Here is a 25,371-nt window from a genome sequence, read left to right as displayed (position 1 = left end):
CCCCACCATGGCCGATCCTCCGCCCGCCCTCGACGGCGCCTCGCCGCTGCCGTGGCACGCCCGCAGCGCCGACGACACGCTGCGCGCACTGCAGTCGCGGCTTCACGGCCTGAGCGTTGCCGAGGCGAAGGAGCGGCTCGAGCGCTACGGCCCGAACCGCCTGGCCGAGGTCGAGCCGCCGGGCGTGCTCGTGCGGCTGCTGCGCCAGTTCGATAACCTGCTGCTGTATGTGCTGATGGCCGCCGCCGTCGTCACGGCGCTGATGGGGCACTGGGTCGACACCGGCGTGATCCTGGCGGTGGTCGTGCTCAACGCCGTGATCGGCTTCGTGCAGGAAGGCAAGGCCGAGCGCGCGCTGCAGGCGATCCGGCACCTCTTGTCGCCGCACGCCGTCGTGCTGCGCGACGGCCACCAGCACGACGTCGACGCCGCCGAGCTCGTGCCCGGCGACGTCGTGCTGCTCGCCTCGGGCGACAGCCTGCCCGCCGACGTGCGGCTGCTGCAGGCGCGCAATCTGCGCGTCGACGAGGCGGCGCTGACCGGCGAATCGGTGCCGGTGGACAAGCGCGTCGACCCGGTGGCCGAGGACGCCGCGATCGGCGACCGCCTGTGCATGGGCTACGCCGGCACGCTGGTCACGCAGGGGCAGGCGCGTGCCGTCGTCGTCGCCACCGGCAACGCGACCGAGATCGGGCGCATCGGCAAGATGCTCGAGTCGGTCGAGCAGGGCACGACACCGCTGCTGGCCAAGATGGCCGGCTTCGGCCGCACGCTGACCTTCGTGATCCTCGCCGCCGCGGCGGCGCTGTTCGCGTTCGGGCTGCTCGTGCGCGGCATGCCCGCAGTCGAAGTGTTCATGGCCGCGGTCGGCCTCGCGGTGGCGGCGATCCCCGAGGGACTGCCGGCGATCATGACGATCACGCTGGCGATCGGCGTGCAGCGCATGGCGCAGCGCCACGCGGTGATCCGCCGCCTGCCCGCCGTCGAGACGCTCGGTTCGGTGACCGTGATCTGCTCCGACAAGACCGGCACGCTCACGCGCAACGAGATGACGGTGCAGCAGGTCGTGTGCGCCGGCCAGACCGTCGACGTCGAGGGGGCCGGCTACGCGCCCGAAGGCGCGCTCAAGCTCGACGGCGCGGTGCTCGAGCCGGCTGCGCTCGCCGAGCGTGCGCCCGCGCTGGCCGCGCTCGTCGAGGTCGCCGCGCTGTGCAACGACGCCAGCCTGCACGAGGCCGACGGCCGCTGGACGCTGGCCGGCGACCCGACCGAGGGCGCGCTGCTGACGCTGGCGATGAAGGCGGGGCTGAACCCGGCGGAACTGAAGGTCGAGCGCGAGCGGCCCGACGTGATCCCGTTCGAGTCCGAGCACCGCTTCATGGCCACGCTGCACGCCGCCGACGGCGGCACGGTCGCGCTCGTCAAGGGCGCGCCCGAGCGCGTGCTCGCGATGTGCGCGACCGAGCTCGACGCGCAGGGCCGCGAGCAACCGCTCGACGCCGCGCGCTGGCACGCCGAGATCGAGGCGCAGGCGCGCGCTGGCCGGCGCGTGCTCGCGCTCGCGCGCCGCCCCTTCCCCGCCGGCAAGGAGGACCTCGACCACCCCGACGTCGCGCAGGGCCTGACGCTGCTCGGGCTGGTGGGCATCATCGACCCGCCGCGCGAGGAAGCCATCGAGGCGGTCGCGCAGTGCACCGCGGCCGGCATCCGCGTCGTGATGATCACCGGCGACCACGGCGTGACGGCCAGCGCGATCGCCGCGCAGCTCGGCATGGGCGAGGGCCTGCAGGCCGTCACCGGCCCCGAGCTCGAGGCGATGGACGACGCGACGATGCGCGAGGTCGTGCGCACGACGCGCGTGTTCGCGCGCGCGAGCCCCGAGCACAAGCTGCGCCTGGTGCGCGCGCTGAAGGCCAACGGCGAGATCGTCGCGATGACCGGCGACGGCGTCAACGACGCGCCGGCGCTCAAGCAGGCCGACGTCGGCGTCGCGATGGGCATGAAGGGCACCGAGGCGGCCAAGCAGGCCGGTGCCGTCGTGCTCGCCGACGACAACTTCGCGTCGATCGCGCACGCCGTCGAGGAAGGGCGCACCGTCTACGACAACCTGAAGAAGACGGTCACGTTCCTGCTGCCGATCAACGGCGGCGAGTCGATGGCACTGCTGGTCGCGGTGCTCGCAGGCGTCGCGCTGCCGATCCTGCCGGCGCAGATCCTGTGGGTCAACATGGTCAGCTCGGTCGCGCTGGCGATGGTGCTCGCGTTCGAGCCGACCGAGCCCGACGTGATGCGCCGCCCGCCGCGCGCACCCGACGAGCCGCTGCTGTCGCGCTTTCTCGTGTGGCGCATCGTGTTCGTCTCCGCGCTGTTCCTCGGCGGCATCTTCGGCATGCACGAGTGGGCGCTCGCGCAGGGCGCCAGCGTCGAGGCCGCACGCACGGTGGCCGTCAACACCCTCGTGTGCATGGAGGTGTTCTACCTGTTCAGCGTGCGCTACCTGAAGGCGCCGTCGTTCACGTGGCAAGGCGTCAAAGGCACGCCGCGCGTGCTCGCCGCGGTGGCCGGCGTGTTCGTGCTGCAGCTCGCGTTCACCTACGCGCCGTTCATGCAGACGCTGTTTCGCACCGAAGCGCTCGCGCTGGCGACCGGCGCCGCGATCGTCGCCGTCGGCGTCGCGCTGCTCGTCGTGCTCGAGCTCGAGAAGACGCTGCTGCGGCGGCTCGGCGCGCTGCGCGCCTGAGCCGCACCGCTCAGCACAGCCGCTTGAACACCAGGTGCACGACGATCGGCTCGCCGTCGCTCGTGTGCGCGTGGCGCTCGCTGACGATCTCGGTGCAGCCGTCGCGCGTGAGCGCCTTGATCTCGCGCGCCGCGGCGTCGTAGACGAAGGGGTTCTCGAGCCAGGTGCCGGCAGCGGGCAGTTCGACGGGCACGCCGATCGGCGCGAGGGCGTGGATGCGCTGGGCGATCGATTCCATGGTCGGCCTCCGGGGACGTGGGTCGCACGACGGGTCATGCCGCCGGCGCGCCGCCGGTCGGCTCGGCCGCCGGGGCGGCGCCGGCCTTGCCGCGCGGGCTGCGCACCGCGGCCGTCTTGGCCGCGCGCGGCGCCGTCTTGGCCGCGCGTTTGGCAGGCGTCTTGACGGGCGCGGCCGCCGCCGACGCGCGGCCCCGCGGCGCGGCGGCAGCGGCCGCCGCAGGGGTGGCAGCGCTCGGCGCTGCGGCAGCGGCCGCCGCGGCGGCACGCGCGAAGTCGCGCGCATCGACCTCGGCGCGCGCTTCCTCGCGCGCTTCGGCCCACAGGTCGGCGATGTGCTCGCGCGCCTGCGCCGCGATCAGCGTCGCCTGTTCGAGCCCTTGCGCGGCGCCGCGCACGACGCGCTGCGTCGTGCGGCGCACCGCCTGCGGGTCGCGGGCGTAGGCGGCGCCGGCGACGAAGCCGAGCACGGTGCCGACGGCGGCACCGATCAATGCGGCGCCGAGGTGTTCGATCTTCATGGGGGGGTTCCTCGAGGTCGTGGATCAGGAAACGGCGGGAACGGCGCGGTCGTCGGACCGCGCCGGGGCATCGGTGGCGTCGTGCGACGGCGGGGCGGGCGCGGCGGCGGAACGCGTGCCCGAGGCATCGAGCGCCTCGATGCGCAGGCTGTCGAACAGCAGCGCGAACACGAAGCCGTGGTGCAGCAGCGCGGTGGCCTCGGGCGGCAGCCAGCGCAGCGCGGCGGCCGTCATCAGCGCGGCGTTGGCGGCCACCGCTGCGCCCTGCTGGCGGCGCAGCCGGCGGTGCACCGCCTGCGCGAGCCGGCGCGCCGCGACCAGGCTGACCAGCGGGTCGCCGAGCAGCACGCCGTGCGCGCCGGCATCGGCGTCGACCGGGCACAGGCTCACGCTGCCCGGCGGCACGAGGTCGCGCCAGACGGTGTGCGCGAGCACGAGCGGGCGGCCGTCGCGTACCGCGTCGGCGAACCACTCGTCGCGCGGCGCGCGCCGCGGGTCGATCCACTCGACGCCGGCGGCGTCGCCGTGAAGCGGCGCCGCAGGCACGTCGTCGGCCTCGGGCAGCAGCGCGATGCGCTCGAAGCCCAGCGCACGCAGCGCGGCCAGGTGCGCGGCGGCGCCGTCGCGCCAGTCGCTGGCCAGCGTCACGCGCGCCACGACACGCCCGCGCTGCACGAACGCGAACGTGCGCTGCAGGCCGTCGACGGCGGCCGGCAGCGGCGGCAGCTCGAGCCGCCAGACCTCGCGCAGCCGCGCCGGCGACGCCAGGTGCAGCTCGCGCCCACCGACGTCGGGCAGCAGCGCGCCGTGGCGCCACCAGCGGCGCACGACGGCGTCGGCGACGCTCGGTGCCTCGGTGCGCACGCCATCGTCGGCATCGGTGTCGGCGTCGCCGGCCGCGGCCAGCCGCGCGAGCCAGCCGTGCACGGTCGCGGCGTCGACGCCGCGCGCCGTGCGCACCGCGGCGACGCGCCAGCGCCCGCGCGCGAGCACGCCGCTGTCCTGCAGCACCAGCGTCGGCGCGACCGCGAGGCGCTCGAGCACCTCGAGCCCGCCGGCAAGCAGCCCCTGGCGCGCGAGCGTGTACAGCGCCGCTTCGCGCGCCAGCGGCAGCGCGAGGTCCAGCCCCTGCTGCGGGTCGGCCTGCAGCATCGCGGCGGCGCGGCTGGCGTCGCCGGTCAGCCCCATCACGAGCGCGGCGCCGGTCAGCGGCAGCGACACGAGCCGCTCGATCTCGGGCGCGAGCCGCCCGGCCGGGTCGCGGGCCCCCGCCGCGTGGCGCAGGTGCGCGCGCAGCCGCTCGAGGCGCGAGCCGGCCGCATCGGCCTCGGCGACGAGTTCGAGCGCACCGTCGTGCAGCTGCTCGCCGGCGGCCAGCGGCTCGCCGGCCGCGACGGCGCGCGGCGCGCCGCTGCCGTGGTGCAGCGTCGCGACGAGCGTCGCGCGCCCGCGCACGACGCGGCCGTCGACGGGCACGACGTCGCCGGCGGCCAGCCGCACGCGGTCGCCGGCGCGCAGCGCGTCGGGTGGCAGCGGCTGCCAGGCGCGCTCGCCGACGCGGCGCGCCGCGTAGCGGGCCGCCTCGACGGGCAGCAGGTGGCGCAGCAGGTCGTCGGCCTGCGCGACGAGGCGCGCCGACAGCGCCTCCGACAGCGTGCGCGCCGCCACCGACGCGGTGACCACCAGCGGGTGGCCCGACAGCGCGGCCGCGGTCTGCGACGCGGCGTCGAGCAGCACTGCGGCCGGATCGCGCACGAGCTGCTCGCGCTGCGCGAGCGAGCGCGCGGCGATCACCGCGAGCGCGCCGCCGGCGCGCCAGCGGCCGCTCAGCAGCGGCAGCGCGAGCGACAGCAGCGCCGGCGTCCACGCGACGCTCGACGCTGCCGGCGTCGCGTGCGCGCGGCGGCCCGTCGATGGCGGCGCCTCGCCGACCGACGCGAGCCGCTCGAGCACGGCGGCGCGCGTGCCGGGCAAGCCGTCGTGGTGCACGACGACGCAGCGCAGCGTCGCGTTGACGCGCACCGACTGCACGCCGGGCAGCGTCTCGAGGCGTGAGCGCAGCGTCGCCGCGTCGGCGTGCGCCGGCCACGCGGCGCGCAGCCGCGTCGCGGTCTCGTGCAGCACGTCGACGCTCACGGCGCAGCCCCCGCACCGCGCGCGGCGCGCATCTTCAGCGCCTCGCGCACCAGCAGCGGCAGCGCCGCGGTGGCGGCAACGACGAGCGCATCGGCCACGCCGATCGGCGCGGTGCGCAGCAGCCGGCGCGCCGCCGGCCACAGCACGGTGCCGGCCTGCGCGAGCAGCGACCAGCCCACCGCATGTTCGAGCATGCGGTTGCGCGCCAGGCCCCCGCCCAGCAGCGGGCGCTGCGAGCGCGCGGCCAGCGCATAGAGCAGCTGCGACGCGGTCAGCGTCATGAAGGCCATCGTGCGCGCCTGCGGGCTCGCGCCGTAGCGTGCCAGCCCGACGCCGAAGCTCGCCAGCGACGCGAGCGTCATCACGCCGGCGTCGGTGGCCACCGCGCCCCACTCGCGGCGGTCGAGCAGCCCCTCACGCAGCGACACCGGCGGCCGCTCGAGCACGCCGGGCTCGGGCGGCTCGAGGCCGAGCGCGATCGCGGGCCAGATGTCGGTGGCGATGTTGGTCCACAGCAGCGCGAGCGGCTCGAACGGCTCGGGCGCGCCGGCGGCCACCGCGACCGCGGTGGCGGCGAGCTCGCTGAGGTTGGTCGCCACCAGGTAGCGCACCGACTTCTGGATGTTCAGGAACGCGGTGCGCCCTTCCTCGACAGCGGTCAGCATCGCCGCCGGGTGGTCGTCGCGCAGCACGAGGTCGCTCATCGCGTGCGCGAAGTCGGTGCCGGTGACACCCATCGCGACGCCGACGTCGGCCGTCTTCAGCGCCGGGCCGTCGTTGATGCCATCGCCCGTCATCGCGACGACGTGGCCGCGCTGCTGCAGCGCGCGCACGATCTCGAGCTTCATCGCCGGGCTGGTGCGCGCGAAGCCGCTCGCGCGCTCGACGGCATCGTGCAGGCGCTCGGCCTGCTCGGGCAGCTGGCCGGCGTCGACGATGCGCTCGCCGTCGGCGAGCCCGACGCGCTCGGCCACTGCACGCGCGGTGCCGAGCTGGTCGCCGGTGATCATCAGCGGGCGGATGCCGGCGGCGCGCAGCCGCGCCATCATCTGCGGCAGCCCCGGGCGCAGCCGGTCCGCGAGGCCGACGAGGCCGAACCACGTGAGGCCGCCGGTCTCGCCGTAGCGCGTGCTCGCCTGCTCGCGCACCGCGAGCGCGAGCACGCGCTCGCCGCGCGCGGCCATGCGCTCGTTGAGGCCGAACAGCGCGAGCCGCACGTCGTCGGCGAGCGGCTGCACCGCACGGCCGTCGAACCAGCTCTCGCAGCGCGCGAGCACCTCGTCAGGGCGGCCCTTGACCGCGACCAGCAGGCCGTGCGCGCTGTCGTGCAGCGTGACCATGTACGGGTGGTGCTCGCTGCGCTGGCGCACGCCGAGCAGCGGGTGGCGGCGGCGCAGCGCGTCGATGTCGGCGCCGCGCGCCTGCGCGTACTCGACGATCGCGACTTCGGTCGCCGAGCCCTGCCAGCGCGGTGTGCCGCTGTTCGCACTGTCACCGCCGTCGGCGTGCTCGACGGTGTTGCACAGCGCCGCGACGCGCAGCCACGCGTCGGGCAGCGCCGGCGGCGAGGACGCCTCGTCGAGCGCGACGAGTTCGGTGCCCACCGTCAGCGACGCGACGCGCATGCGGTTCTCGGTCAGCGTGCCGGTCTTGTCGAAGCACACGGTGTCGATCGCGCCGAGGTTCTCGATCGCGTCGAGCCGGCGCGCATAGATCTGGCGGTCGCGCAGCGAGCGGATGCCCGCGGCGAGCAGGCTGGTGGCCACCGTCGGCAGCCCCTCGGGGATCGCCGCGACCCCGAGCGACACCGCGGTGCGCAGCAGCGGCATCAGCGCGCGCCCGCGCAGCGCGCCGACCGCGAACACGCCGACGCACAGCAGCGCCGCACCGATCGCGAGCCGGCGGCCGAGCCGGTCGAGCTCGACCTGCAGCCGCGTGCGCGGGGCCTCGGCCTTCTGCGCGAGCTCGCGGATGCGCCCGAGTGCGGCACGCTCGGCAGTGGCGACGACGACGGCGCGCCCGACGCCGCCCGAGACGACGCTGCCGAGGAACACCATGTTGCTGCGCTCGCCCAGCGGCGTGTCGGCCGGCAGCGCGTCGCCGGCCTGCTTCTTGACCGGCAGGCTCTCGCCGGTCAGCGCGGCTTCGTTGGTGGCCAGCCGGTGCGCCTCGACGACGCGCGCGTCGGCGGCCACCGGCTCGCCCGGCTGCAGCACGAGCACGTCGCCGACGACGACGTCGCGCGAGTCGACCGACACCGGCTGGCCGTCGCGCAGCACGGTGGCCTGCCGCGGCGCGAGCTTGCGCAGGCTCGACACCGTCTCCTCGGCGCGCTTCTCGGTCGCGAAGCCGAGGCCGGCGTTGGCCGCCAGCACGGCCCCGATCGCCGCCGCGTCGGCGAACGCGCGCGTCGACAGCGCGAGCCCGGCAGAGACGCCGAGCAGACCGACGGGCACCGACGTGAACTGGTCGAGCAGGATCTCGCCGGCGCTGCGGCCGGTGACGTCGCGGATCTCGTTGCGCCCGTCGCGCGCGAGGCGCTGCGCGGCCTGCGCGGGTGAGAGTCCGCGCGCCGGATCGAGCGGGCGGTGCGGCTCGCCGCACAGCGCGAGCACCGCCGGCAGCGGCATCGCGTGCCACGGCGGCTCGCCGTCGGCCACGCCCGCCGCCGGCGGCGGCGCCGACGCACGGCGCGCCGTTCGCGCGAGCGTCAGCACGCCCTCTGGCGCCTCCGCCTGGACCGCGGACGCCGCCGCGGCCCGGGCAGCGCGCCGCGGCGGCGCCCCGTCGCGCGCTGGCGGGGCGGCGCCCACCGCCGCGAGCGCGGGCATCGGCGCGGGCGCCCGCGCCGCGACGCCGGCGCGCAGCGCGCGCGCGATCAGTGCGAGCCACTGCGCCTGCAGTGCGGCGTCGGCCGTCTCGAGGCGCACCGTGCCGGTGGCCGCGCTCACCGTCCAGCGGGCCTCGCGCGGCGGATGCAGCCGCGCCGCGAGCGCGTCGTTGCGCAGCAGTCCTCGCACGCGCACGCGCACCCAGCCCCGGCCGCGCCCGACCTCGACGATGTCGATCCGCTCCTCTCCCATCTGACCCCTCAAGGTAGGGAGACAGGATGACGGTTCCGTGACAGCCGACCCCGCCGCTGTGCCACCGTCTGCCGTCGCCGCGCACGCAGAATCGGCGCGACCCCACTGCCTGGAGCACGCCCGATGGCGTCGATCGAGTCCACCGGCGCGCACCTCGACGTCGCCGCCGCCCACATCGAGCCGCCGTGGCTCGTCGCCACGGTCGACGAGTCGGTCGGCGCCGTGCGCGCGCGAGCGCGCGAGGCGGCGCTGCCGCCCGGCGAAATCGTCTGCATCGTCGACGACGTCGGGCGGCTCGTCGGCAGCGTCGAGACGGCACGGCTGTTCGCCAGCGCCGACGACGCACGCGTGCGCACGCTCGCGCGGCTCGACCTGCCGGTCGTGCGCGCCGATGCCGACCGCGAGCAGATGGTGTCGCTGGCGATCGAGCACGGCCTTTCGGCCGTGCCGGTCGTCGATGCGGCCGGCCACCTGCTCGGCGTGGCCGGTGCAACCGCGCTGATGGACATCCTGCGCCGCGAGCACGTCGAGGACCTGCACCGGCTGGCCGGCATCTCGCGCGAGACCGAACGCGCTGTCGAGGCACTCGAGGAGCCGCCGCTGCGCCGCGCGCGCCACCGGCTGCCGTGGCTGCTGGTCGGCTTCGGCGGCAGCATCGTCGCGACCTTCGTCGTCAGCCGCTTCGAGGCCGCGCTGGCCGCGGTGCCCGCGATCGCGTTCTTCGTGCCGGCGCTGGTCTACCTGGCCGACGCGATCGGCACGCAGAGCGAGGCGGTGGCCGTGCGCGGGCTGTCGCTCAGCCGCATCGGCGTCGCGCGGCTGCTCGGCGGCGAGCTGCGCACCGGGCTGCTGATCGGCCTGGTGCTCGCGCTCGCGGCGTGGCCGCTGGTGTGGCTCGCGTTCGGCGACGCGCGGCTGGCCGCGGCGGTGGGGCTGGCGCTGGCCGGCGCGAGCGCGCTGGCCACCGTGCTCGGGCTGATGCTGCCGTGGGCGCTCGCGCGGCTGGGCACCGACCCGGCCTACGGCAGCGGGCCGCTGGCGACCATCGTGCAGGACGTGCTGAGCCTGGTCATCTACTTCGCGTGCGTGTCGGCAGTCGTGCTGTAGCGCGTCCGAAGCCCGGCGGCCGGGTACGTGCAATTCCGCACGTACCATGTGGTCACTATGTGACTGTTAAGTACAAATATTGAACTATCCGGTAACTTCCGCGTCCGAGCAGTTGAGCTCGATCAAGGAGTCACCGATGTACCGCTGGCTGAAGTACCTGATTGCCACTTCCTCCGTCGCGTTCCTGGCCGCGTGTGGCGGCGGCGACGACGACGATCCTCCCGCAACGCCAACGACCATTGCGTCGGTCGCCACGGCCAGCGGCTTCTCCGCGCTGGTCGCGGCCGCCGACAAGGCGGGGCTGGTCGACGAACTGAGCGACACCAGCGCCAACCTGACCGTCTTCGCGCCGACCGACGCGGCCTTCGACGCGCTCGCGACGAAGCTCGGCTTCGCCGACGCCACGGCGATGGTCGCGGCCCTCGACGGCCCGACGCTCGCCAAGATCCTGACCTATCACGTGCTGCCGGCGCGCAAGACCGCCGCGCAGCTGACCGCCGGCAACGAGCCGACGCTGTACGAGTTCGAGGGCACCCCGGCGACGCTGGCCATCGGCACGACCGGCGGCGTGACGGTCACCGACGAGGTCCTCGTGGCGGCCAACGTCACGACGCCGGACGTCGACGCCGGCAACGGCGTGATCCACGTGATCGACAAGGTGCTGGTGCCGCCTGGTGTGCTGAACGTCGTGCAGATGGCCAAGCTGAATCCGGCCTTCTCGACGCTGGTGGCCGCCGTGACGACGGCCGGTCTGGACAGTCCCGTCTCCGGCCTGCAGAGCGCCGGTCCATTCACCGTGTTTGCGCCGACGAACGACGCCTTTACTGCGCTGCTGGCTCGCCTCGGCATCAGCGCCAACGACCTGCTGGGCTCGCCCGACCTCGGGAACATCCTGCGCTACCACGTGGCCTCCGGCGCCTTCCGCGCGGCCGACGTGCTCGGACCCCCGAAGCCGGCCAGCGTGCCCACGCTGCTGAGCGGCAGCAACTTGACCGTGCCGAGCAACACGCTGCCGCTGACGCTGATCGACGACGACGTCGACAGCCCCGACGCCACGATCGCCGCCACCGACGTGCGCGCCAGCAACGGCGTGATCCACGTCATCACGCAGGTCCTGATCCCTGCACCGAACTGACGGCCCCAGCACGCCCGGCCCGACGCACCGGGCGTCTGTCTTCCCCCTCCGCGTCAACCGACCTCTTCACCCAGGAGTCCCCATGAAGAAGCTCATCGCCCGCACCGCCCTCGTCGCTGCCGTGTCGCTGGCCGCGCTGTCGGCGCACGCCAAGGACATCGTCGACACCGCCGTGGCCGCCGGCTCGTTCAAGACGCTGGCCACCGCGCTGCAGGCCGCCGGCCTGGTCGACACGCTCAAAGGCCCCGGCCCGTTCACCGTCTTCGCGCCGACCGACGAGGCGTTCGCGAAGATCCCGAAGGCGCAGCTCGACGCGCTGCTGGCCGACAAGGCCAAGCTCACCGCCGTGCTGACCTACCACGTCGTGCCGGGCAAGGTGATGGCTGCCGACGTCAAGGCCGGCGCCGTCAAGACGGTGCAGGGCGCGGCGATCAACGTCTCGACCACGGGCGGCGTGAAGGTCAACGACGCCAACGTCGTCAAGACCGACATCACGGCCGACAACGGTGTGATCCACGTGATCGACACCGTGATCCTGCCGCCGATGTGAGCGGCCGCACCGGTCCGTGACCTCGAGGGGTGGCGCGAGCCACCCCTTTGCCGTTTCGGGCCCGCCGCCATGGCAGGATCCGCGGCCATGCACCTCGCGATCCTCGACCAGTCGGTGGCCTGCGCCGGGCGCGGCGAGGACGACGCGCTGCGCGACACCGTCGAACTCGCCGTCCACGCCGAGGCGCTCGGCTACCGCCGCTTCTGGGTGAGCGAGCACCACGCGCTGCCCACCATCGTCGGCACCGCGCCCGAGATCGTGATGGCCGCGGTGGCGGCGCGCACGCGGCGCATCCGCATCGGCAGCGCCGGCGTGATGCTGCCGCACTACAGCGCGTTCAAGGTCGCCGAGCAGTTCCGCGTGCTCGACGCGCTCGCGCCCGGGCGCATCGACCTCGGCGTCGGCCGCGCACCGGGCGGCGACATGCGCACCGCGCTGGCGCTCAACCCCAACGCGCACCACGCCGCCGACGCGTTCCCGCAGCAGGTGCACGACCTGCTGCGCTGGTCCGCCGGCGAGCGCCACCAGGGCATCGTCGCGCACCCGCGCCCGCCCGAGGGCAGCGGCGTCGAGCGCGCGCCCGAGGTCTGGGTGCTCGGCAGTTCCGACTACGGCGCGCAGCTCGCCGCGCACTTCGGGCTGCCGTACGCGTTCGCCTACTTCTTCATGGACGGGCGCGGCGTCGAGGAGGCGCTGCACCTGTACCGCACGCTGTACCGGCCGAGCGAGCGCCACCCCAGGCCGCAGGCCACGATCTGCGTGTGGGCGCTGGCCGCCGACAGCGACGACGAAGCCCGCCACCACGCGCTGTCGCGCGAGCGCTGGCGGCTCGACCGCGCGCGCGGCGTGCTGCAGCCGATCGCACCGCCCGACGAGGTCGCGCGCCGCGGCTTCACGGCCGACGAGCTCGCGCAGCTCGAGCCGATGCGCCGCAAGGCCTTCGTCGGCCGCGCCGACCGCGTCGCCGACGCGCTGCGCGCGCTCGCGGCCGAGCTGCAGCTCGACGAACTCTTCGTCAACACCTGGGCGCACGACCCGGCGGTGCGCCGGCACTCGTATGCGCTGCTCGCGCGCGAGTTCGGGCTGAGCACCGGCAACGCTACAGCTTCATCTCCAGCCGCAGCAGCCAGCTGACGACGCCGCGCGTGACGGTGGTGGCCGTCTGCCGCACGTCGTCGTCGGCGACGGCGCGCAGCGACTCCGTGTCACGCGGCCACGCATTGCCCACCGACAGCCGCCACGCCAGCGCCGGGCTCACGGTCCACAGCGCGTAGGCGTCGAACACGCGCCGCGTGTCGACCTCGACCCACTCGGTGGCCGACAGCCGCGTGCGGTAGCCCGGCGTCCAGTTCAGGTTGCCGCCCAGTGTCAGCGGCCACCCGGCCACGCGCCAGTCGGCGCCGACGTTGGCCGTGACGCCCGGCTGCTCGTCGAGCCGGTTGTCGGGGCCGGGCACGCCGTCGACGCGCGAGCGGTACACGCTCGCGTTGGCGCGCAGGTCCACGCGCGGCGCGGCATCGGCGTCGCCACCCCAGGCCGCGACGAGGTCGCGCCAGCGGCCCTTGGCCTCGAGTTCGAGGCCCTGCGTCGTCGCGTCGCCGACGTTGGCCGGGCGGCTGACCCAGCGCGGCGCGTCGGCCCACGGCACCGTCTCCAGCGTCGTGCGCGTGCGGATCAGGTCGGCGATGCGGCGGTGGAACACGCCCGCGCTTAGCACGCCGCCGCCGGCGGGGAAGCGCTCGAACGCGACGTCGACGCCGGTGGCCAGCTCGGGGCGCAGCGCCGGGTTGCCGACGCGGTCGGGGCGCGTCGGGTCGTTGGTGCCGGGCGGCGGGAACGTGCTGTCGATCGCGGGCAGCGCGACGAGCTGTGCGAGCGACGGCGTGCGGTAGCTGCGCGTGACGCTCACGCGCACCTGGTCGCGCGCCTTCGGGTCGGGCTTCCACACCGCGTGCAGCAGCGGCGTCAGCACGACGCTGCGCTGTCGCGGCGCCGGCTCGTCGCCGGCCGCGGCGCCGCGCACCGTGATCGCCTCCCAGCGCAGCCCGGCGTTGAAGGCCCACTGCGGCGTGGCCTGCCACTCGTCCTGCACGTAGACGGCGCTGCGCGACAGCCGCGCGTCGAGCCCGCCGCTGACGTCGGCCGCCAGCGGCACGCCGTCGAGCCGCAGCGTGCGCCACTCGCGCCGCTGCTGCGCCTCGGCCTCGGCGCCGGCCACGAGCTGGTGGCCGTTGTCGAGCAGGCGCTGCGCCTTCACCGACGCCGTCAGCGTGCGCTGCATCGCGTCGCTCGCGTCGTCGCGCGTGCGCAGCGGCACGCCGTCGGCGTCGAACTCGACGCGCCGGCCCTCGGCGGTCGAGCGCGTGTGCCAGCCGTTGAGGTTCCACTCCAGGCGCGTGCCGTCGCCGAGCCGGTGGCGGACCTGCGTGTTCAGCCGCGTCAGCGCGAACGTGCCCTCGCCGTCGCTCGCGCTCGTCGCGTACGGCGCCGGCTCGGCGCCGACGTCGCGCACCAGCGTAGAGCGCGACGCGCTGTCGCTCGCGGAGCGGATCAGGAACGGCGCGAGCACGAGCGAGGCGCCGTCGCCGAGCCGCCACTGCGCCCGGGCCCCCAGCCGCAGCCCCTGGCGCTCGCTGTGGGTCGTCGAGGTCTCGCGATCCAGCCGCAGCAGTTCGCCGTCGTCGAGCGCCTCGACGGTGGTCGTCGTCACGCTGCGCCCGGCGCCCTGGCTGCGGAACAGCGCGCCGAACAGGTTGTAGGTCAGGTCGCCCGCGCTGTCGTTGCGCGCGAAGTTCAGCTCGGGCTGCGCGCCGGCGCCCACGGTGCCGACGCTCGCCTTCACTTCGTTGAGCCGGCGCCGCAAGCCCTCGCGCGTGACGATGTTGACGGTGCCGGCGATCGCGCGCGCGCCGGTCTCGGCGGTCGGTGCGCGGTAGACCTCGATGCGCTCGATCTGCTCGGGGCTCAGCGCGTCGAGCGAGAAGCCGCGCGGCAGCCGCTCGCCGTCGAGCAGGATCTGCGTGTAGCCGCTGCCGAGCCCGCGCATGCGCGGGCTGCCGCCGCTGCCGGCGGTCACGCCAGGCAGGCGCTTGAGCAGGTCGCCCACCGTCGCGTCGCCGTAGCGCTCGATCTCGTCGCGGCCGACAACGATCTTCGCTGCCGTCGACTCGCGGCGCTCCTGCTCGTCGCCGGCGCGCGCGCCGGTGATCTCGATGCGCTGCGGCGCGGGCTCCGGCAGCGGGGACGGCGCGGCGCCGGTCTGCGCGCGCACGGCGCCGGCGACGGCGAGCGCGGCCACCATCGCGAAGTGCCGCAGCACCTTCATCAGAACACCAGCGCGACGACGAACAGGCCGATCATCGCGAACGCGATCACCACCTTCGCCACCAGCCCGGCCATGATGCCCAGCCACGTCGCCGCACCGACGTGCGCCGCGCGGCGGTGGTCGCGCCCGGCCAGGTACTCGCCGAGCGCCGCGCCCACCAGCGGCATGAACAGCACGCCGACCAGCCCCATGAACAGCCCGGCGACGGTGCCCAGCGCCGCGCCGGCCACCGCCTGCGGGCTCGCGCCCACTTTCTTCGCGCCGAGCAGCCCGGCGACGTAGTCGAGCACGAAGGCCAGCGCCGCCAGCACCGCACACGCGGCCACCGTGACCGCGCCGACGCGCGTGAAGCCGTCGATCCACGCGCCGAGCACGATGCCGGCGAGCACGAAGGCCGTGCCCGGCAGCGCCGGCAGCACGGTGCCGGCGACGCCGACACCGATCAGCGCCACCGCCAGCACCCACCACACGAGATCGACCACGCCGGGCACCCCGCCTAACGAACCGGGGGCGGATGATGCCCGAGCGCCGAGTCCGCACGGCGGCGGCGGGAACTTCCGCGCGCTGCCGCGCATCCGACGCGGCACGGCCACCATCCGCGCCGCTGTCCCCGGCCCGCCGGGGTTCGCCGACCCGACCACGACACACCGAGGAAACGACGACGATGAAGAACTGGCTGATCGCCGCCACCGTGGCCGGCCTGGCCGCCGTGTTCACCCCGATCGAGGCCGAAGCCAAGCGCTTCGGCGGCGGGAAGTCCAGCGGCATGCAGCGCGACATGCCCGCGCAGCGCAACGCCACGCCCGACACGCCCACTGCGGCGCCGACCGCCACCGCGCCGGCCGCTGCCCGCGCCACCGGTGCCGCGGGCGCGGCCGCCGCGAGCCGACCGGGCTGGATGGCGCCGGTCGCCGGCCTGGCCGCCGGTCTGGGCATCGCCGCGCTGGCGAGCTACCTGGGCTTCGGCGAGGAACTGGCGAACTTTCTGATGATCGCGCTGCTGGCGGTGGCGGCCCTCGTCGTCGTGCGGCTGCTGATGCGCCGCTTCGCCGGCGGCTCGCCGCAGCTCGCCACGGCCGCTGCCGGCCCGGCCGGCGCTGCACAGGGCGCGATGGCGCGCAGCAGCCTGCAGCCCGCGCCGACGCCGGCGTGGAACCCCGCGCCGGTGCAGCCCGGCGCCGCCGCCGACCCGGTGATGCCCGTGGCCGGAGCGCACGCATCGGCCACGTCGGTGCCGGCCGACTTCGACCGCGAGGGCTTCGAGCGCATCGCGAAGATGATCTTCATCCGCATGCAGGCCGCCCACGACGCCGCCGACCTGAACGACCTGCGCCAGTTCACGACGCCCGAACTGTTCGCGTCGGTGCGGCTGGACCTGCAGGAGCGCGGCGCCGCGCCGAACCACACCGACGTCGTGCGCGTCGACGCCGAGGTGCTCGACGTCGCGCAGGAGGCCGAGCGCCAAGTCGTCAGCGTGCGCTTCCACGGCCTGATCCGCGAAGAGCAGGGCGCCGACGCGCAGCCATTCGACGAGGTCTGGCACCTCGTCAAGGCCGAGGGCGCGAACTGGGCCATCGCCGGCATCCAGCAGCGGCACTGAGCCGCCGCGCCGCAGGGCGGCGCACGGCGATGATCGAACGGGGGCTGCGGCCCCCGTTTTTCATCGGCTCGCGCGGCTCGCATCCGCCCCCCGCGGTTGAGGGGTGACGCAAACGACGCAAATGCGACGAAACGCGGGCACCACCGCGGGAAGGTCCGGGACTTCGTTGAGTTCCGTCAAGCCCGACGACGACACCGCGCCGGTAGATTTACCCCACGCTGTACCGAATCGACGGACTGCGCAGTGGGCCGCGCGACGAGCCGACCCGATGACGACTGAGGACTTCCACGGGAGACCCGAATGCACCTTCCCCTTCGCCTGAAGCCCACCGCACTGGCCCTTGCCGCCGCGGCAGCCCTGTGCGCGATGCCCACGTGGTCGGCCACGCTCACCGCCGACCCGACGGCCGCCGATGGCGTCCCGAACGACGACAAGTGTTCGCTGCGCGAAGCCGTGATGGCCATCAACGCGGGTGCCGCGACGGCCGACTGCGCCAACTCGGTGGCCGACAATTTTGGCGTCAACGACACGATCAACCTGCCGGCGGGCACCTACACGCTGACGACCGGTGGCGTCGACGAGACGTACGAGTCCAGCGGGGGCACCGTGCCCTGGGTCGCCACCATCACCGCTGACGCCTCCAGGGGCGACCTCGACATCACGAAGAGCGTGAAGATCGTCGGTGCCGGCTCGGCGACCACGACGATTCAATGGTCGACCGAAGAAGGGCAGACCCGCGACCGCATCTTCCACGTCTTCGCCGAGACGGGAACGATCGACGTGCAGATCCAGGGCGTCAAGCTGACGAACGGTCAGACGCTCGAGACGTTAATTGCCCCTGGTGCCACGGAGGGCACCAGCTATTACCTGCGCCGCGCCGGGGGCGCGATCGCCGTCGGCGCCGCCGCCAACGTCGTGCTGTTCGACCCGAGCGTCGAAGGCCGTGAGAACTCGGAAGGCCGTGGTGGCAGCAAGCGTCCGACCGAACCCGACGAGGGCGGCGCCACGTTCAGCCTGACGCTGACCGACGTCGTCGTCGACTCGAACAGCGCGCAGGGCGACGGTGGCGGCATCTACACCGCGGCAGCGATGACGGCGACCAACGTCGTCGTGAGCAACAACACCTCGACGACGAACGGCGGCGGCATCTACAACGAGGGCAACACGACGATCGCGGCCTCGACGATCAAGGGCAACACGGCGGAGGGCGGCGGTGGCTTCTTCGGCACCGGCAGCAACGTGGTGAACATCGCGGGGGTCACGTTCTCGGACAACCACGCCGTCGGCGGTGGCGCGATCAGCGGCCGCGCCGGTGTCACGATGCGCATCGTCAACAGCACGATCAGCGGCAACACCGGCAGCGACGTCGGTGCGGGCCTGTACACCAACGGCGTCGCCGAACTGCGCTTCGTGACGATCGCCAACAATGTGTCAGGCGGTGAAGTATCGTCAGGAGGTGCGGGCGGCTCCGGCATCAACACGTTCCCCTCTAGATCGGCCAGCGTCACCGTCAAGAACGTGCTGCTGGCCGACAACAAGGTCGGTTGGGACGGCGAGTCGGAGCTGACCCCCGACTACGTCGCCTCGCTGGCGTCGAAGAACTGCGGCGGGACTGGCGGTAACGTGAGCATCGAGTCCCGCGGGCACAACCTGAGCAGCGACACCAGCTGCGCTGACATCTTCACGGTGGCCGGCGACCTGAACAAAGTCGACCCGAAGCTCGGCCCGCTGGCCGACAACGGCGGCCCCACGCAGACGCACGCGCTGGCTGCCGACAGCCCGGCGCTCGGCGCCGGCGAAGACGAGGCCGACATCACGGTGGACCAGCGCGGTGAGCGGCGCGACAGCCCGCCCGACATCGGCGCGTTCGAACTGCCCGCCCCGACGGACGACGCGGATGGCGGCGGCGGCGGCGGCTGCACGACGAACCCGAACGCGAAGTTCGACGGCGGCCTGCTCGGCCTGCTGGCCGCGGCCTTCGCCGGCCTGGCGCTGCGACGCCGCCGCAAGGCCTGACGCGCGCCGGGGGTCTGGCCGCCGCGAGGCGGCCGGGCCAAAAGAAAACGCCCCTGCACGCAGGGGCGTTTGTCTTGGTGCGGCGGCCGCCGTGTCGCCACGGCGGCGCGCCACGCCCACTTACAGCGGGCGGATGTTCGCGGCCTGCAGGCCCTTCTGGCCCTGCTTGACTTCGAACTCGACGCGCTGGTTGTCCTGCAGGCTCTTGAAGCCGTCGGCGCGGATCTCGCTGAAGTGGGCGAACAGGTCCTTGCCGCCGCCGTCGGGCGTGATGAAGCCGTAGCCCTTGCCGTCGTCGAACCATTTGACGATGCCGGTTTGCGTGGTGCTCATGGAGTTTTCCTCGAGTGAAAGTGGATGACGAAACCCCACCGCTGTGCGCGACGCGAACACGCGAGCACGCCCCGGGCGGGGACAGAAACACTCAAGAAACGCCAGGCGGGAGATTCAAACCAGGCCGGCCGTCGGGGGCAGCGCCCCGGGGCGGTAAAGCTGAAAAGACCTTGTGGAAACGGTCTTGGTATGTCTGTGCCCGTAATGTAGCCGATCCGCGGGCCGCGTGCCGGCCCGCGGTTAGAGGGTGCACCTCAGAAGGCGCGCCGCGCCGCCCGAAAACGACTTGGCCCCACGGGGCTCCTCATGGCACCGGCCGCGCCACGCGCAGCGCCTCGCGCAGCACGTCGCGGTCGCCGACGTGGTTGGCCAGCACGAGCACGAGGCGCGCGTTCATCAGCGCGCACTGCTCGTCGTCGAGGTCGCGCTGGCTGGCGATCAGTTCCTCGTAGAAGCCGTCGGGGTCGGCAACGTGGGGCTCGCGGATCAGGGACATCGTCGTCTCCGAGGGTGGGTGGGTTCAGGCGGCGTGGCCGAGCGCGCGCGCGAGCGCGGCCTCGATGTCGGTGGTGTCGAAGCCGCGCCAGCGCGCGGCCACGTGCTGGTCGGGGCGGATCAGCACCACGGTGCCGGGGCGGCCGTCGTAGCGCTCGGCGAGCACGCCGTCGACGTCGAGCACGTCGCTGCCGACGTGCAGCACGCGCGCCTCGACGCCGCCGCAGCGCACCGCGTCGGTGGCCGGGCGGCGGCCGAACGCCAGCAGCGTGAAGCCCTCGCCGAGGTGCTCGAGCAGCCACCCGCGGCGCCCACCAGCTTGCACCGGCGCGTCGGCGCACACGCTGCCCGGGCACAGCGTGCCGCCGAAGTGGCTCTCGTCGGGCGTGTTCAGCGGCGAGTGCAGGTACGGCGTCGGCGTCGACAGCCGCCCGCTGTTGACGAGCGGACGCGCGAACGGCTCGGTCTTGGCCAGCCCGAGCACGGCGTCGCGGTACAGGCGGCTGCCGCGGCTCTTCGGCGTGATGAAGTCGGTCGAGCGTGTGGAGGCGCGCAGGTTGTCGTCGGCGGCGTACGCGCGCTCGTCGTGGTAGCTGTCGAGCAGCGACTCGGGCGCGAGGCCCTGGAGCACGTAGGCCAGCTTCCACGCGAGGTTGTCGACGTCCTGCACGCCGGTGTTGGCGCCACGCGCGCCGAACGGCGAGACCTGGTGCGCCGCGTCGCCGGCGAACAGCACGCGGCCGTGGCGGAAGCGGTCGATGCGCCGGCACGCGAACTGGTAGACCGAGACCCACTCGAGCTCGAACTCGACGTCGTCGCCGAGTGCCGCGCGCACGCGCTGGCGCACGCGCTCGGGCTGCTTCTCGACCTCGGGGTCGGCGTCCCAGCCGAGCTGGAAGTCGACACGCCAGACGTCGTCGGGCTGCTTGTGCAGCAGCACGCTCTGGCCGCGGTGGAACGGCGGGTCGAACCAGAAGCGCCGCTCGGCGGGCATGTCGCGCTTCATCACGATGTCGGCGATCAGGAAGCGGTCCTGGAAGAACTGGCCGCTGAAGCCGGCGCCGACCATGCGCCGCAGCTCGCTGTTCGCGCCGTCGCACGCGACGACCCACTGCGCCTCGGTGCGGAAGATGCCGTCGGGCGTCTCGACCTGCAGCACGACGTGGTCGGGGTGCTGCGCGAGGCTCAGCACGCGGTGCTTCCAGCGCAGGTCGATGCGCGGGTGCGCGTCGCATGCGGCGACCAGCATCTCCTCGAGGTGGTATTGCTGCAGGTTGATCATCGCGGGCATCTTGTGATGCGCCTCGGGCAGCAGGTCGAACGTGTAGACGAGTTCGTCGCGGAAGTACACGCGCCCGAGCTTCCAGCTCACGCCGCGCTCGACGAAGCGCTCGCCGAGCGTCGGTGCGCCGCTCCCGCCCGCGCCCATGCGGCCGATGCGGTCCCAGATCTCGAGCGGGCGCTTGGCGTAGCACACGGCGCGCGAGCCGACGCTGACGGTGTCGTTGTCGTCGAGCACGACCACGTCGAGCCCGCGCTGCGCGCAGTCGAGCGCGGCCGTCAGCCCGATCGGCCCCGCGCCGACGACGACCACCGGGTGGCGCTGCGGCCGCCCGATCTTCTGCTCGTCGCTTTGCCGGTACGCGAACCTGGGCCAGGTGTAGGTCTTGAGCATCGCGCCCTCCGTGTCAGTCGGCAGCGACATCGGCGAACTCGCCCTCGTGCAGCCACGCGGCGTGGCGCGGCGCGCGCTTCGTGCGGCTCCACTCGTCGATCATCGCGTGCTTGACCTCGTCGAGGCGCCGGTACATCTCGGGCGTGCCGGTGGGCGCGGCGAGTTCGAGCCGGTGGCCGTTGGGGTCGAAGAAGTAGATCGACTTGAAGATCACGTGGTCGGTGATGCCCACCACGTCGATGCCGGCGGCCTCGAGCCTGGCTTTCGTCTTCTCGAGCGTCTCGACGCTGTCGACCTCGAACGCGATGTGCTGCACCCAGTCGGGCGTGTTCGGGTCGCGGCCCATCGGCGGCGAGTTCGGCAGCTCGAAGAACGCGAGCACGTTGCCGGCGCCGGCGTCGAGGAACAGGTGCATGTACGGGTCGGGCGCCTTCGTCGACGGCACGCGGTCCTCGGCGATCGCGAGGATCAGCTCCATGCCCAGGTGCTCGCGGTACCAGTCGACGGTCTGCTTGGCGTCGCGGCAGCGGTACGCGACGTGGTGGATCTTGCGGATCAGCATCGGGGTCTCCTCAGTCGGCGCGCAATCGTAACGCTTGTGACGATCGGGTCGGGGGCACCGTCATACCGGGGCGCGCATGCGTATGAACAAAGTTTGCGCTGGATCAAATGCACGTCAGCGCGGGCCTTTCCGTCACTTTCGTTACCATCGGCGCATGGACCTGCAGCAGTTCTTCCCCTACCGGCTCGCGGTGCTGGCCGAGGCCGTCAGCCGCGCGATCGCCGACGTCTACGGCGAGCGCTTCGACCTCACGCGCGACGAGTGGCGCGTGCTGGCGGCGCTGGCCGGCGGCCCGATGAAGACGGGCGACGTGATCGCGCACACGACGCTCGACAAGATGCAGGTCAGCCGCGCCGTGACCCGGCTCGAGGCCCATGGGCTCATCGAGCGCGAGCAGGTCGCCAGTGACCGGCGCGCGCGCGTGCTGCGGCTGACGCCGGCCGGACGCGCGCTGTTTCGCCGCATCGCGCCGCTGGCGCGCGCGCGCGAGGCCTTCCTGCTCGACGCACTCGACGCCGACGAGCGCCGCGTGCTCGACCGCGCGATCGACAAGCTGCGCGAGCGTGCGCGACTGCTCGCACAGACGGGCTGACGGTGATCGTCCACGCCGACGACGCGCTCGTCGTCGCCGACAAGCCCGCCGGGATGCTCGCGGTGCCCGGCCGCGGCGAGCACAAGGCCGACTGCCTGTGGGCGCGCGTGCGCGAGCGCTTCGCCGACGCGCTCGTCGTGCACCGGCTCGACCAGGCCACGTCGGGCCTCGTCGTGTTCGCGCGCGGGGCGGCGGCGCAGCGCGCGCTGTCGCGCGCGTTCGCGGCGCGCGAGGTCGGCAAGGCCTACGTGGCCGTCGTCGCCGGCGCGGTCACCGGCGAGGCCGGCGAGATCGACCTGCCGCTGGCCGCCGACTGGCCGAACCGGCCGCGCCAGGTCGTCGACCGCGAACGCGGCAAGCCGTCGCTGACGCGCTGGCGCGTGCTCGCGCGCGGCGCCGGCACGACGCGGCTCGCGCTCGAACCCGTGACCGGCCGCTCGCACCAGCTGCGCGTGCACCTGATGGCGCTCGGCCACCCGATCGTCGGCGACGCACTGTATGCGCCACCCGCCGTCGCCGACGCGGCGCCGCGGCTGCTGCTGCACGCCACGCGCCTGGCGTTCGTGCACCCGGCCGGTGGCGGCGCGGTCGCGTTCGAGTCGCCGCCGCCGTTCTGACCCCGTGCGGAACCGGGCGCGGGTGCGCGGCTCACAATGGGCTGTCGACGTTCACGGAGCGCCCCATGCCCGCCACGTTCCCCCGCCGCCGCGTGCTGCACCTGGCCGCCGGCGCCGCGCTGATCGGCGCGCCGGCCGTCTGGCGCAGCGCGCTCGCGCAGTCGCGTCCGCTGCGGCCGACACCGTCGCAGACCGAAGGCCCGTTCTACCCGCTCGACATTCCCGACGACCACGACGCCGACCTGCTGCGCCACGGCACGCTCGTGACGACGCGCGGCACACCGGCCACGGTGGAGGGCAGCGTCGTCGACCTCGACGGCCGTGCGGTGCGCGGCGCGGTCGTCGAGATCTGGCAGTGCGACGTCGACGGCGTCTACAACCACCCGGGCGACCCGCGCCGCCACGACCCGGCGTTCCAGGGCTTCGGGCGCACCCCGGTCGACGCCGACGCGCGCTGGCGCTTCCGCACGCTGCGCCCGGTGCCCTACAGCGGGCGCACGCCGCACATCCACGTCAAGGTCCGGCTCGGCGCGCGCGAGCTGCTGACGACGCAGCTCTACGTCGAGGGCGACCCCGGCAACGAGCGCGACTTTCTGTGGCGTCGCTTGCGCGACGACGAGCGCGCGCTGATCACGGTGCCGTTCCGCCCGGCGGCCGACGGCGTGCGCGCGACGTTCCCGATCGTCGTGCGGACCTGAACGTCAGTCGGCCGCGGCGCGCAGCGGCGCGCGCAGCCGCGCGTCGAACTCGGCCGGCGCGACGTACTGCAGCACCTCGCGCCCATCGGCGTCGATCGTCACCGCGAGGCCGAGCTCGGGGTACAGCCAGTGCTCGAGCCGCGTGCCGGTGCGCACACGCTCGGCCGGCTCGCCGAAGCGCTGCGCGACGGTGGCCGCGTCGAGCTGCGCGGCGGGAATGAAGGTCAGCCCGGTGATCAGCGCCTGCCGCGCCGCGGCCAGATCGGTGGGGGCGAGGCGGTGCCGCCACGTGCCCTCGCCGCCCGCGTCGCGCTGCGTCGAGCGCGCGCGCCACGCGCGGCGCTGCGCCTCGTCGGCGGCCGCGGCGATCACGAGGCGGCCTTCGACGAAGCCGGCCTGGAAACGCTCGACGTAGGCCTCGAGCACGCCGGGCTCGTCGCCGCGCGCGACGAGCGCGACCTGAAGGTCGTCGTCGCGCCGGCTCGCGGCGGCGAGCGGGCTCGCGCCGAGCGTGAGCCCGAACACGCGCGTCGCGCCGCCCGGCAGCACCTCGACCTGCCACGGCAGACCGTGCGCGTCGGCCACCGGCGCCGCGGGCGCGCGCCAGGCCTGCCACAGCGGCGGCAGCAGCGCGGCGGCCAGGATCGCACCGCCGGCGGCCAGCGCGACGAGCCACGGGCGGGTCCACCATTCCTTCATCATGTCATTGTCCCGCGCCGCGGTGGCGTGCCCTCGCGCGCCGCGGCCGCTATGCTGCACCCATGAACATGCACCTGACCGTGATCACCGGCGCCTCGCGCGGCCTGGGCCGCGCGATGGCCGCGCAGCGGCTGCGCGAAGGCCACCACGTGCTGACGATCTCGCGCCACCCCGACGCGACGCTGGCCGCACCGGCCGGCGCCGTGCTCGAGCAGTGGGCGGCCGACCTCGCGCAGCCGCTGGCCGTCGCGCAGCGCCTCGAAGCCTGGCTCGGCGCGCTCGACGGCGTGTGCTTCGCCAGCGCCGCGCTCGTCAACAACGCGGCGCTGCTGACGCCGCCGGGGCCGATCGGCGCGACGACGGCCGAGGCGTTGTCGGCGGCAATGCGCGTGGGGCTCGAGGCGCCGGTGCTGCTCGCGCAGGCCTTCGTGCGCGCGACCGCCGCGTGGCCGGGCGCGCGCAAGCTGCTCAACATCTCGTCGGGGCTCGGCCGCTTCGCGATGGCCGGCAGCGCGCCGTACTGCGCCGTCAAGGCCGGGCTCGACCACTTCAGCCGCGCGCTCGCGCTCGACGAGGCGCTCAAGCCGAACGGCGCGCGCGTCGTGTCGCTGGCCCCCGGCGTGATCGACACCGACATGCAGGTGCAGCTGCGCAGCGCCGACGCGGCCGTGTTCACAGAGCGCGAGCGCTTCGCGCAGCTGCACGCGCGCGGCCAGCTCGACAGCCCCGCCGCCGCCGCCGCGAAAGTGCTGGCCTACCTCGACCGCGCCGACTTCGGCGCGCAGCCGGTGGCCGACGTGCGCGACGCCTGAGAGCGTGAGAGTTTTTCGTCCGCTGCCCTCGTGCTGGCATGTCTCTGGCTTGCTGTTGGGCATGAGCGATCCGAAGCACCAAGACAGCGTGGCCGGGGTTTTGTTCGAGGACTTGGTGCGCGTCGATGAGCAAGCGGTGCAGGCCGCCGTGCAAGCGCGAGCCGTTGCGCTGCGCGCGCAGCCGCCGCGGCTGCTGCAGCCCAACCGCAAGCAGATCGAACTGCGAGCATCGGACCTGGAGTCGCTGCTGGGCGAGGATCACCGAGCGCGGCTGGTATGGGGCTACGTCGAGCGGCAGGACCTGAGCCGGCTGACCGATGCGATCAAGGCGCGCGGCAGCAATGCCGGACGCGCGGCGATCGACCCGCGCATCCTGTTTGCGCTGTGGCTGTACGCCACGCTCGAAGGCGTGGGCAGCGGGCGCGAGCTGGCGCGGCT

At 74.1% G+C, this 25,371-nt stretch carries 23 protein-coding genes; 12 read left to right on the top strand and 11 right to left on the bottom strand.

Annotation, left to right across the window (positions count from 1 at the left end; translation table 11 throughout):
• The first annotated feature begins 7 nt into the window (after nucleotides 1-7).
• Nucleotides 8-2,740: a cation-transporting P-type ATPase gene (locus tag DRV96_RS03595; protein ID WP_119287852.1), complete on the top strand. Its 2,733-nt coding sequence runs from the start codon at nucleotides 8-10 to the stop codon at nucleotides 2,738-2,740.
• A gap of 10 nt (nucleotides 2,741-2,750) precedes the next feature.
• Here the strand turns inward: DRV96_RS03595 and DRV96_RS03590 are convergent, their stop codons facing one another.
• From DRV96_RS03590 to DRV96_RS03575, 4 genes are read right to left on the bottom strand one after another with little or no spacing between them, the layout of a single operon-like run.
• The gene (locus tag DRV96_RS03590; protein ID WP_119287850.1) at nucleotides 2,751-2,978 is read right to left on the bottom strand and encodes a hypothetical protein; all 228 of its coding nucleotides are present in this window, start codon (nucleotides 2,976-2,978) and stop codon (nucleotides 2,751-2,753) included.
• 34 nt (nucleotides 2,979-3,012) lie between these two features.
• On the bottom strand, nucleotides 3,013-3,498 hold the full coding sequence (locus tag DRV96_RS03585) for a hypothetical protein (RefSeq protein ID WP_119287848.1): 486 nt from the start codon (nucleotides 3,496-3,498) through the stop codon (nucleotides 3,013-3,015).
• 24 nt (nucleotides 3,499-3,522) lie between these two features.
• Complete coding sequence (locus tag DRV96_RS03580; protein WP_162910931.1) at nucleotides 3,523-5,634, bottom strand: P-type ATPase actuator domain-containing protein; 2,112 nt, start codon at nucleotides 5,632-5,634, stop codon at nucleotides 3,523-3,525.
• A complete protein-coding gene (locus DRV96_RS03575; protein WP_119287843.1) occupies nucleotides 5,631-8,717 on the bottom strand; it encodes a cation-translocating P-type ATPase in 3,087 nt (1,028 codons plus the stop codon). Before DRV96_RS03575 ends, DRV96_RS03580 begins: the two co-directional genes overlap by 4 nt.
• Before the next feature lie 123 nt (nucleotides 8,718-8,840).
• Here DRV96_RS03575 and DRV96_RS03570 point away from each other — a divergent pair, with 123 nt between their 5' ends.
• From DRV96_RS03570 to DRV96_RS03555, 4 genes are all read left to right on the top strand, one after another.
• Nucleotides 8,841-9,824, top strand: coding sequence for a magnesium transporter (locus DRV96_RS03570; RefSeq protein WP_119287841.1), 984 nt, complete (start codon nucleotides 8,841-8,843; stop codon nucleotides 9,822-9,824).
• A gap of 136 nt (nucleotides 9,825-9,960) precedes the next feature.
• Nucleotides 9,961-10,959 carry a fasciclin domain-containing protein gene (locus tag DRV96_RS03565; RefSeq protein ID WP_119287840.1) on the top strand — a complete coding sequence of 333 codons (999 nt, stop codon included), beginning with the start codon at nucleotides 9,961-9,963 and terminating at the stop codon, nucleotides 10,957-10,959.
• 82 nt (nucleotides 10,960-11,041) lie between these two features.
• Nucleotides 11,042-11,509, top strand: coding sequence for a fasciclin domain-containing protein (locus tag DRV96_RS03560; RefSeq protein ID WP_119287838.1), 468 nt, complete (start codon nucleotides 11,042-11,044; stop codon nucleotides 11,507-11,509).
• 87 nt (nucleotides 11,510-11,596) lie between these two features.
• Nucleotides 11,597-12,643 carry an LLM class flavin-dependent oxidoreductase gene (locus DRV96_RS03555; RefSeq protein ID WP_119287836.1) on the top strand — a complete coding sequence of 349 codons (1,047 nt, stop codon included), beginning with the start codon at nucleotides 11,597-11,599 and terminating at the stop codon, nucleotides 12,641-12,643.
• Here the strand turns inward: DRV96_RS03555 and DRV96_RS03550 are convergent.
• Together DRV96_RS03550 and DRV96_RS03545 are read right to left on the bottom strand one after the other, a co-directional pair.
• Entirely contained in the window at nucleotides 12,609-14,834 is a 2,226-nt protein-coding gene (locus DRV96_RS03550) for a TonB-dependent receptor plug domain-containing protein (protein ID WP_119287834.1), read from the bottom strand. The two genes, DRV96_RS03555 and DRV96_RS03550, sit on opposite strands and share 35 nt — an antisense overlap.
• On the bottom strand, nucleotides 14,834-15,316 hold the full coding sequence (locus tag DRV96_RS03545) for a DUF456 domain-containing protein (protein WP_119288109.1): 483 nt from the start codon (nucleotides 15,314-15,316) through the stop codon (nucleotides 14,834-14,836). Before DRV96_RS03545 ends, DRV96_RS03550 begins: the two co-directional genes overlap by 1 nt.
• 182 nt (nucleotides 15,317-15,498) lie before the next feature.
• On the opposite strand from DRV96_RS03545, the gene DRV96_RS03540 reads away from it, so the two are divergent.
• Nucleotides 15,499-16,434, top strand: coding sequence for a Tim44 domain-containing protein (locus DRV96_RS03540; protein ID WP_119287831.1), 936 nt, complete (start codon nucleotides 15,499-15,501; stop codon nucleotides 16,432-16,434).
• A gap of 300 nt (nucleotides 16,435-16,734) precedes the next feature.
• Entirely contained in the window at nucleotides 16,735-18,450 is a 1,716-nt protein-coding gene (locus tag DRV96_RS03535) for a choice-of-anchor Q domain-containing protein (protein ID WP_119287828.1), read from the top strand.
• 120 nt (nucleotides 18,451-18,570) lie between these two features.
• On the opposite strand, the gene DRV96_RS03530 is transcribed toward DRV96_RS03535, so the two are convergent.
• The 4 genes from DRV96_RS03530 to DRV96_RS03515 form a co-directional block, all read right to left on the bottom strand.
• A complete protein-coding gene (locus DRV96_RS03530; protein ID WP_119287826.1) occupies nucleotides 18,571-18,783 on the bottom strand; it encodes a cold-shock protein in 213 nt (70 codons plus the stop codon).
• Between the two features lie 304 nt (nucleotides 18,784-19,087).
• The gene (locus tag DRV96_RS03525; protein ID WP_119287824.1) at nucleotides 19,088-19,279 is read right to left on the bottom strand and encodes a DUF2783 domain-containing protein; all 192 of its coding nucleotides are present in this window, start codon (nucleotides 19,277-19,279) and stop codon (nucleotides 19,088-19,090) included.
• Between the two features lie 24 nt (nucleotides 19,280-19,303).
• Entirely contained in the window at nucleotides 19,304-20,953 is a 1,650-nt protein-coding gene (locus tag DRV96_RS03520) for an FAD-dependent oxidoreductase (protein WP_119288106.1), read from the bottom strand.
• Nucleotides 20,954-20,966: 13 nt separating this feature from the next.
• A complete protein-coding gene (locus DRV96_RS03515) occupies nucleotides 20,967-21,515 on the bottom strand; it encodes a VOC family protein (protein WP_119287822.1) in 549 nt (182 codons plus the stop codon).
• A 154-nt stretch (nucleotides 21,516-21,669) separates the two neighbouring features.
• Here DRV96_RS03515 and DRV96_RS03510 point away from each other — a divergent pair, with 154 nt between their 5' ends.
• The 3 genes from DRV96_RS03510 (at nucleotide 21,670) to DRV96_RS03500 (ending at nucleotide 23,422) form a co-directional block, all read left to right on the top strand.
• A complete protein-coding gene (locus DRV96_RS03510; protein WP_119287820.1) occupies nucleotides 21,670-22,107 on the top strand; it encodes a MarR family winged helix-turn-helix transcriptional regulator in 438 nt (145 codons plus the stop codon).
• 2 nt (nucleotides 22,108-22,109) lie between these two features.
• Nucleotides 22,110-22,724 carry an RluA family pseudouridine synthase gene (locus DRV96_RS03505; protein WP_119287818.1) on the top strand — a complete coding sequence of 205 codons (615 nt, stop codon included), beginning with the start codon at nucleotides 22,110-22,112 and terminating at the stop codon, nucleotides 22,722-22,724.
• A 65-nt stretch (nucleotides 22,725-22,789) separates the two neighbouring features.
• Nucleotides 22,790-23,422, top strand: a complete 633-nt coding sequence (locus tag DRV96_RS03500; protein WP_119287816.1) for a dioxygenase family protein — start codon at nucleotides 22,790-22,792, stop codon at nucleotides 23,420-23,422.
• 3 nt (nucleotides 23,423-23,425) lie between these two features.
• On the opposite strand, the gene DRV96_RS03495 is transcribed toward DRV96_RS03500, so the two are convergent.
• Nucleotides 23,426-24,121 carry a hypothetical protein gene (locus DRV96_RS03495; protein WP_119288104.1) on the bottom strand — a complete coding sequence of 232 codons (696 nt, stop codon included), beginning with the start codon at nucleotides 24,119-24,121 and terminating at the stop codon, nucleotides 23,426-23,428.
• A gap of 62 nt (nucleotides 24,122-24,183) precedes the next feature.
• Between DRV96_RS03495 and DRV96_RS03490 the strand changes: the two genes are divergently transcribed.
• Together DRV96_RS03490 and DRV96_RS03485 are read left to right on the top strand one after the other, a co-directional pair.
• Nucleotides 24,184-24,933 (top strand): SDR family NAD(P)-dependent oxidoreductase, encoded by a 750-nt coding sequence (locus DRV96_RS03490; protein ID WP_119287813.1) that lies wholly within the window; start codon nucleotides 24,184-24,186, stop codon nucleotides 24,931-24,933.
• A 61-nt stretch (nucleotides 24,934-24,994) separates the two neighbouring features.
• Nucleotides 24,995-25,371: transposase (locus DRV96_RS03485; protein ID WP_473199543.1), on the top strand; the 377-nt coding region annotated here is incomplete at its 3' end.

Origin of the sequence: Azohydromonas sediminis, assembly GCF_003574675.1 — a bacterium.
GTDB lineage: Bacteria > Pseudomonadota > Gammaproteobacteria > Burkholderiales > Burkholderiaceae_C > Calidifontimicrobium > Calidifontimicrobium sediminis.
Note: the sequence above shows the minus strand (reverse complement) of the source record. Positions and strands in the feature narration are given on the sequence as shown.

Excerpts from the sequence above, each read along its gene's own strand:
- DRV96_RS03530 (WP_119287826.1), bottom strand. The coding sequence starts at position 18,783 with ATGAGCACCACGCAAACCGGCATCGTCAAATGGTTCGACGACGGCAAG.
- DRV96_RS03570 (WP_119287841.1), top strand. The coding sequence starts at position 8,841 with ATGGCGTCGATCGAGTCCACCGGCGCGCACCTCGACGTCGCCGCCGCC.
- DRV96_RS03495 (WP_119288104.1), bottom strand. The coding sequence starts at position 24,121 with ATGAAGGAATGGTGGACCCGCCCGTGGCTCGTCGCGCTGGCCGCCGGC.
- DRV96_RS03500 (WP_119287816.1), top strand. The coding sequence starts at position 22,790 with ATGCCCGCCACGTTCCCCCGCCGCCGCGTGCTGCACCTGGCCGCCGGC.
- DRV96_RS03510 (WP_119287820.1), top strand. The coding sequence starts at position 21,670 with ATGGACCTGCAGCAGTTCTTCCCCTACCGGCTCGCGGTGCTGGCCGAG.
- DRV96_RS03565 (WP_119287840.1), top strand. The coding sequence starts at position 9,961 with ATGTACCGCTGGCTGAAGTACCTGATTGCCACTTCCTCCGTCGCGTTC.
- DRV96_RS03535 (WP_119287828.1), top strand. The coding sequence starts at position 16,735 with ATGCACCTTCCCCTTCGCCTGAAGCCCACCGCACTGGCCCTTGCCGCC.
- DRV96_RS03590 (WP_119287850.1), bottom strand. The coding sequence starts at position 2,978 with ATGGAATCGATCGCCCAGCGCATCCACGCCCTCGCGCCGATCGGCGTG.
- DRV96_RS03515 (WP_119287822.1), bottom strand. The coding sequence starts at position 21,515 with ATGCTGATCCGCAAGATCCACCACGTCGCGTACCGCTGCCGCGACGCC.
- DRV96_RS03520 (WP_119288106.1), bottom strand. The coding sequence starts at position 20,953 with ATGCTCAAGACCTACACCTGGCCCAGGTTCGCGTACCGGCAAAGCGAC.
- DRV96_RS03540 (WP_119287831.1), top strand. The coding sequence starts at position 15,499 with ATGAAGAACTGGCTGATCGCCGCCACCGTGGCCGGCCTGGCCGCCGTG.
- DRV96_RS03555 (WP_119287836.1), top strand. The coding sequence starts at position 11,597 with ATGCACCTCGCGATCCTCGACCAGTCGGTGGCCTGCGCCGGGCGCGGC.
- DRV96_RS03550 (WP_119287834.1), bottom strand. The coding sequence starts at position 14,834 with ATGAAGGTGCTGCGGCACTTCGCGATGGTGGCCGCGCTCGCCGTCGCC.
- DRV96_RS03490 (WP_119287813.1), top strand. The coding sequence starts at position 24,184 with ATGAACATGCACCTGACCGTGATCACCGGCGCCTCGCGCGGCCTGGGC.
- DRV96_RS03595 (WP_119287852.1), top strand. The coding sequence starts at position 8 with ATGGCCGATCCTCCGCCCGCCCTCGACGGCGCCTCGCCGCTGCCGTGG.
- DRV96_RS03525 (WP_119287824.1), bottom strand. The coding sequence starts at position 19,279 with ATGTCCCTGATCCGCGAGCCCCACGTTGCCGACCCCGACGGCTTCTAC.
- DRV96_RS03575 (WP_119287843.1), bottom strand. The coding sequence starts at position 8,717 with ATGGGAGAGGAGCGGATCGACATCGTCGAGGTCGGGCGCGGCCGGGGC.
- DRV96_RS03585 (WP_119287848.1), bottom strand. The coding sequence starts at position 3,498 with ATGAAGATCGAACACCTCGGCGCCGCATTGATCGGTGCCGCCGTCGGC.
- DRV96_RS03560 (WP_119287838.1), top strand. The coding sequence starts at position 11,042 with ATGAAGAAGCTCATCGCCCGCACCGCCCTCGTCGCTGCCGTGTCGCTG.